At 39.0% G+C, this 6787-nt stretch carries 5 protein-coding genes and 1 pseudogene; 3 read left to right on the top strand and 3 right to left on the bottom strand.

Going from position 1 to position 6787, the window contains the following annotated elements; all coding sequences use genetic code 11:
• Positions 1-692, bottom strand: a 692-nt coding sequence (locus tag QNK26_RS07910) for a Lon-like protease helical domain-containing protein (RefSeq protein ID WP_319222054.1), incomplete at its 3' end; no start/stop codon positions are given.
• Positions 693-809: 117 nt separating this feature from the next.
• Here QNK26_RS07910 and QNK26_RS07905 point away from each other — a divergent pair.
• Positions 810-1430, top strand: a complete 621-nt coding sequence (locus QNK26_RS07905; protein ID WP_319222052.1) for a 3'-5' exonuclease — start codon at positions 810-812, stop codon at positions 1428-1430.
• Positions 1431-1434: 4 nt separating this feature from the next.
• Here QNK26_RS07905 and QNK26_RS07900 read toward each other — a convergent pair whose 3' ends face one another.
• The gene (locus QNK26_RS07900) at positions 1435-2682 is read right to left on the bottom strand and encodes an ATP-binding protein (RefSeq protein ID WP_319222051.1); all 1248 of its coding nucleotides are present in this window, start codon (positions 2680-2682) and stop codon (positions 1435-1437) included.
• Positions 2683-2770: 88 nt separating this feature from the next.
• Positions 2771-3460, bottom strand: coding sequence for a response regulator transcription factor (locus QNK26_RS07895; RefSeq protein ID WP_319222049.1), 690 nt, complete (start codon positions 3458-3460; stop codon positions 2771-2773).
• A gap of 654 nt (positions 3461-4114) precedes the next feature.
• Between QNK26_RS07895 and QNK26_RS07890 the strand changes: the two genes are divergently transcribed.
• Together QNK26_RS07890 and QNK26_RS07885 are read left to right on the top strand one after the other, a co-directional pair.
• Positions 4115-5677, top strand: coding sequence for an AbgT family transporter (locus QNK26_RS07890; protein ID WP_319222047.1), 1563 nt, complete (start codon positions 4115-4117; stop codon positions 5675-5677).
• Positions 5678-5917: 240 nt separating this feature from the next.
• A pseudogene (locus QNK26_RS07885) lies at positions 5918-6787 on the top strand (hypothetical protein); the annotation flags it as partial.

Genomic DNA, 6787 nt, shown 5'->3' with positions numbered 1-6787 from the left:
CAAATGGTTAATTGGCGGATAATGCCACGTAGCTTTATTTCTAATTCAGTAATTTTAGTTTCAAATCGTTTTTTTTCACTGTCACTTAATGTTTCAAAATCGGTTTCTGAATAAGCTTCATTTTTGTTGTTCATGGCGACGAGTTGGTAATCACCTTGTGCGGTTAATGTTAAGCTAATACTGTGTTGTTTAGCGGATTTAGTCAGATCTTCTAAAATGGCTTCTTGTTTGCTCTCTAGTCGGCTTTTTAGTTTATCTGCTCGCGCAAAGTAGAGCTCGTTATCAAAAGCCATAGGTAAGGCTTTAACTAAACGATGGATAAGGCTTTCGACATCTTTCTTAAATTGATGAGCGGTGGCTGCTGGTAGTTTTAATACTTTTGGGTGACGAGATTTATCAAAATTAACCGTATAACACCAGTCATAAATAGCCTGACTATTACTGCTCGGTTCGTGACGATTAAGATAGCGTAATACCATCGTGCGTTTGCCTAGACCATTGTGACCGAGTGCGTAGATGTTATAGCCTTTTTCTTTTATCGACATGGCAAACTCAACCGCTTGTTGTGCGCGATCTTGTCCGATGATTTCATCGAGTGGTTGCAGATGCTTGGTTGACTTACAATCGGCGGCAAGTTTGGTCAGTGTTGCAGCGCGATACAATGGACTACAACCTAGAGGTTTTATTGGCATACAGTTCCCTCTTATAAAACAGCGATTACCCCTAGTGTAGACATAGATCGCTTGTGTGAGCATACTGTTTTATACTTGTCGGCCAGGTTATAAATACCCCAGAGAGAGAAACTAGCAATGAAAGTTAACGCTGATACCCTTATTATATTGGATTTCGAGACCACGGGGTTATCCCCTGATATGGGTGATCGGGCGATTGAGATTGGTGCGGTAAAGATTGAAAATGGTGAAATCACTGAACGTTTTCAAGAACTCATGTATCCAGGCCGTCGTGTAAGCCGCTTTATTGCCGATTACACTGGTATTTCTAATGACATGTTAGAAGATGCCGCGTCTTGTGAAGAAGTCATGCATCGTTTTGCCGATTTTATTCAAGGTTACAATTTAGTTGCCCATAATGCATCATTTGATAAACGTTTTTTAGATGCGGAGCTTGCACGCATTGGCCGAGATTATGATGGTGAATTCAGTTGCTCATTGCTGGTGGCAAGACGTATTTTACAAGATGCACCGAGTCACAAATTGGGTGAATTAATTAAATATACCAATATACCGTCAGAGGGGGGATTTCACCGTGCTTTATTTGATTCAGAAATGACCACTAAACTTTGGTTAGTGATGTTAGATGAAATAAAAGTACGTACTCAACTGGTCAGTATTCCTTTTAATTTAGTGCAAAAAATCATAAAAACGCCGAAAAAGTCGGTAGACGGATTATTACGTCGTTGCGCTAATTAATGGTTTAGTATTGGTTGTCGCGATTTATATGCATTGGAATAATCAGTTCAAATTTAGCGCCGCCGAGTTGACTTGCTGAAACGACAATTTGACCTGCTAAGCGTTTTGAGGCACTTTTTGCGATTGATAAGCCGAGTCCTAAACCTCCTGTTTTACGATTACGGCTTTTATCCAAGCGCGCAAAGGGGATAAAAATCTGATGATAATTTTCGGGCGAAATACCAGGACCGTCATCTTCTACTGTAATTGAGATGGTGTCGGCAAGTTGAGCAATGCTGACCCGAACGCTTGATTCAGCATGATTTAACATATTTTTTAATAAGTTATCAAATGCTAAGCGTAAACACATGGGACTGCTATGGATAACGATGTCGTCTTTTATGCGATACTCTACTTGGATATCACTATGCGTTTGATACAATGCGATTCGAGATTGAATAAATTCACTTAAGATGACTTGTTGGTCGTCATCATTATAATGAGAATGTTTAGAGCTAACACGCGAAAAAGTGGTTATCTGCTCTGATAGCTCAACCATATCATCAACATAATCATCAATGTTATCGAGCAACTCGGTGTATTTTTGTTGTTTGAGATCTTTTTTTAATAACCCCACTGCTAACTGTATCCGGCTCAGCGGCGTTCTTACTTCATGCGGTAAGGCTTGTGCAAAAATTTCGCCTTCATCGACACGTTCGGTAATCGCTTCTGCCATCGCGTTAAAACTAATGGATAAATCATGCAGCAAAGGCGTCGTACTAAGGTCGACACGTGCATTTAAATCACCTTTACCAAAGGTATGATTTATTTCAACTAAATGATTTATTTGTATCTGCAGCTTACGAATCGGGCGGTATAAATTCAGGGCGATAAGAACAAGCATAAAAGCAAATGTACCCAGTAAAATAACATCATCTTTAACACCTCTTTCAATTCGCTCATCATAAAAGTCTTCACTGATAGTTATCGCGGCAATGGCGTTACTGAGTCGATATACGGCAAGGTATTCATTACTATCTTGCATATAAATATCTACTCTGTTGATACTTTTTATATACTCGCAGTTTTGACAAGGGGATAAGCTTTTTAATAAACTGATTTTTTCAATGCTGTAGTTATATAGATCTATTTCAGCACGTTGGTAAAAATCATCTGCATTCATTGAAACACTATTGCGCTGGGATTCGAGCTGACGATAAACTTGCATAGTATTGTTATAGAAATGTTCGGTATCTTTTTGATACGCAAACATATTCATTAATCCGACTGTCAATAAGATACAGGCGCAGATAGCGATAACTATGCATATATAAATATGTGAAAATAGTGAGGTTAGACGATTATTCATTGAGCAGCATATAACCTTTGTTACGGACTGTCTTTATGAGCTGTTTGCTAGAGCAATCAACATTGAGTTTTTTACGTAACCCAGAAATTCGCATATCAATCGAGCGATCAGAAAAATCATGATCAATGCCGCGGAGTTGCTGGCAGCACTCTTCTCTAGAGATAATCTTCCCGACATTTTTAGTCAGTAATAACAACAGGTCATATTCAGAGTCGGTGAGCTCTAAGACTTCCCCTCTAAACTCGACACGCTGTCTTCTTGGATCTATTTTCAGTCTTTTCAGTTCTATAGCGTCATAATTTGGTTTTTTTGGGGCTTTACTGCGACGTAATAATGCGTTAATACGTGCCGCCATAACATGCGGGCGTACAGGCTTTGTTAGATAGTCATCCGCACCGAGTTGGAGTAAGTTAACTTCACTGAGTTCATCGTTACAAGCAGTTAGAACAAGAATCGGTTCTTTAAAAAATGTCCGTGCTTGTGTGCATATTTCAATACCGGATAATCCGGGTAGCATTAAATCTAAAATTAGGAGCGCTGGTTGATACTGATTTATGGCGTCAAGGGCAAGTGCACCATCATTAATAATCTTCGTATCATAACCTTCGCTATTTAAATACATTGCCGTTAATCTTGCGATTTCATGGTCATCTTCGACGATTAATATTCGTGTACTCGGCATTGTGCCACCTCAATATATTAGCTGCTAAGTGTGACAGTATACTGACACACGGTAGTTTATGTAAATTTCGAACATATTTATCCTAGTGGATTATAACCATATTTATAAGTCTGTAACCTACCTGCAATTGGTATGAAAGGAGCAGTGGTAATGTTCGTGATTTATAATGCAAATTTTCGCTATATTTAGCTACGCAACGTGGAATTATGGTTGTTAAATGACCACTTTTTTGGCTGTGGCCTTCGTTAAGACTAAATCTCAGCTTACAAATGCTTACAACAAAAACACCTTTTTAATCGACATGATTTTTCACTAAATATAGAGAAATTAAGTACTAATGAGTTGAATTGTATTAAATAACGCTAAGTTATGGTGGCTAACTGTACAGTTTAAATAATAAGGTAAATTAATTTACGTAGCTTTAAACTTCCATATTTTCCAACGTAAATATTGCAGTGTTTAATATAAAAGGGTTATATATCACTTTGATAGGTTTTATAACTCTTATATAGCAAATAACACTAAGGTACCTATTTAGTTATGGTTTAAAGCTTTGAAGCACATTTACTCACTCAATTCTGTACTTGTAAATTGCCACTATTGAGCTATTATTTTTGGTTTTTAATCGTACTGAGCAAACAACATGGAGTTGGAATGAAAAATCAATCGGTGGCAAATACACCAGGTAAACCTACGGGTGCAATGGATAAATTTTTGAATTTAATTGAGCGAGCGGGTAATAAAATTCCAGATCCTGCAATTTTGTTCTTTTGGGGTCTTGTCATCGTTTGGCTATTATCTGCGTTATTCTCACAGTTTGATTTTGGCATGATCCACCCAATTACGGGTCAGGCGATTGAGATTAATAATTTACTCACCGGGCAGTCACTGGCCTCTTTCCTCGCTAATATGGTGACCACATTTACTAGTTTTGCGCCGTTAGGCATTGTACTTGTTTCTATGTTGGGGTTGGGTGTTGCTGAAGCGTCAGGCTTTATTAATACTGGCCTAAAGAAAATGCTGAATTTTACACCGGCGAAATTATTAACACCGATGTTGATTCTAGTGGCGATTATTTCACATACTGCTGCTGATGCCGGTTATGTGTTAGTGATCCCAATGGGCGGCGTGATCTTCCATGCTGCGGGTCGTCATCCGTTAGCGGGTATTGCGGCTGCATTCGCCGGGGTATCTGGTGGTTTCTCTGCTAATTTTATTCCTTCTGGTATCGATCCATTATTAGCTGGTTTCACGCAATCTGCCGCGCAAGTATTAGACCCGACTTATATTGTGAATCCATTGGCAAACATTTTCTTTACTGGCTTATCGTCAATCCTCGTGGTGTGCGTTGGTTGGTATGTAACTGAGAAAATCATTGAACCACGTTTAGCGGCAACACCTGTGGATGAAGATGCCGAAGACGCGCCTAATTTAGCCTTATTATCAGCTTCAGAATCAAAAGCATTTAGCTATGCGGGTTGGACCATGGTTGCGGGTATTGTTACCTTAGTTGCAGTGCTTTACCCTGAAGCCTCGCCACTGCGTTCTCCTGAAGGTGAACTAACGTCATTTTCTGCGCCGATTATGCAATCAATTGTACCGCTTATTTTTGTGCTGTTTATTATTCCAGGTATTGTTTACGGTCGTATTTCGGGTTCGTTTAAATCAGGTGATGACGTCATTAAAGCCATGGCTGCAACTATGGGGACGATGGGCGGTTATATCGTGATGGCCTTCTTCTGTGCACAATTTTTATCTGCATTTAGCCAATCAAATTTAGGTACATTACTTGCTTTATCAGGTGCTGACTTATTGAAATCAATGGATATGCCAGGACAAGTAACCATTGTTGGTATGATCTTATTGACGGCATTTGTTAACTTATTAGTCGGTTCAGCTTCAGCAAAGTGGGCATTAATCGGTCCAGTACTTGTGCCGATGCTAATGGCTGTGGGTATCTCTCCTGAATTAACCCAAGCGGCTTACCGTGTTGGTGATTCTGTGTCTAATATTATCTCGCCATTAATGGTGTTCTTCCCGTTAGTGGTCGTTTACACACAACGCTATATGAAGAGTTCTGGCATTGGTACTTTAGCCGCATTAATGATGCCTTACTCGATTGCGATGCTAATCGCTTGGACCTTGTTCTTACTTGGTTATTGGGCGCTTGGTATTCCACTTGGTATTCAAGCACCTTATGGTTATAGCATGGGCTAACCGCTTTCTGTTTAGTTAACTAAAAATAAAATGTTAAAGCCAATTTGGGATGACCTAAATTGGCTTTTTTGTTGTATTTGTAGATATCTATAACTGGGTATTGTTGGTTTTGTACTCATTTATTCTATTTTATCGATTGTTCTTTTTATTATTTACAATGAAAAATAAAAGTTAGTATAATCAATAGCTTAGTTGTAATTTAAACCGCATGTAAGCAGCATAGAAAAAAGGATAAAGTAAATGGCATATGATTTCGGTGCTAACACCCTAGGGATTAAAAATCCTTTTAAAACAGAAGGTTTGGTTAAATCGATAGCAGGGACTGCAATTTGTATCTTAGGTGTTATTTCTTTATTAGGTGTTGCTGATAGCCTTAAAGTTGATATGGTTTCAGCTTGGGTCGATGCCATTCTGGGTTTAATGCTGCTAACTTGGGGTTTACGCCACATGGGCGTTGGCTTATTTCAACTATTTAAGTATTTTGTTGGCCGTTCTGTACCGACATCGTTGGCTTATAATCGTAATCGCAGTGAACAAGAAAATGCCAAAGCAGAAAAGTCAGCAACTGCATATAGCGAAAATGATCTTGAATCTATGCTTATGGGACGTAAAAATACCACTTTCGTCGAGCCGATTGGTTGGTTAGCGCGCTTTATTCACTCGGTATTTCCAAAGCTTATTTTTATGCCTTACCAACTTCGTAATCTAGTGCAAGAGCTGGCTGGACTGGTGGTATCCTCACTAATGGCAATAGTGGTCTTTACTGTGGCATATTTTGTATCAAATTCAGGTTTAGTCGGTGATGCTGGCGCTATCATTACACCGATATTATCGTTATTTTTACTTATTTATATGACATTTGTATGGCGTTCAACAGCTAGGTCATTGGTCGGTGCGCGCAATAAAACCTTACATAAACATAACGCTTCAAGTATTGCCTTTTTATTAGCTGCTGCGATCATTATCCCTGTGGCGTTGGGGTTCTTATATACCAAGATACCATCGCGCGTGATCTCGAAGTCGAGTCAGCTATTTGGTGATGTTAGCATTTTTGATGCATGGTTTAATTTAGGGTTATTATTTGCGATTAGTATTGCGATTATTGCTGTT

This window comes from Moritella sp., from assembly GCF_033791185.1.
Lineage (GTDB): Bacteria > Pseudomonadota > Gammaproteobacteria > Enterobacterales > Moritellaceae > Moritella.
This window is presented reverse-complemented; position numbering and strand designations above follow the sequence as displayed.

What these genes read in the sequence shown, in the direction of transcription:
- QNK26_RS07895 (WP_319222049.1), bottom strand. Translation starts at nt 3,460, where the DNA reads ATGCCGAGTACACGAATATTAATCGTCGAAGATGACCATGAAATCGCA.
- QNK26_RS07900 (WP_319222051.1), bottom strand. Translation starts at nt 2,682, where the DNA reads ATGTTTGCGTATCAAAAAGATACCGAACATTTCTATAACAATACTATG.
- QNK26_RS07905 (WP_319222052.1), top strand. Translation starts at nt 810, where the DNA reads ATGAAAGTTAACGCTGATACCCTTATTATATTGGATTTCGAGACCACG.
- QNK26_RS07890 (WP_319222047.1), top strand. Translation starts at nt 4,115, where the DNA reads ATGAAAAATCAATCGGTGGCAAATACACCAGGTAAACCTACGGGTGCA.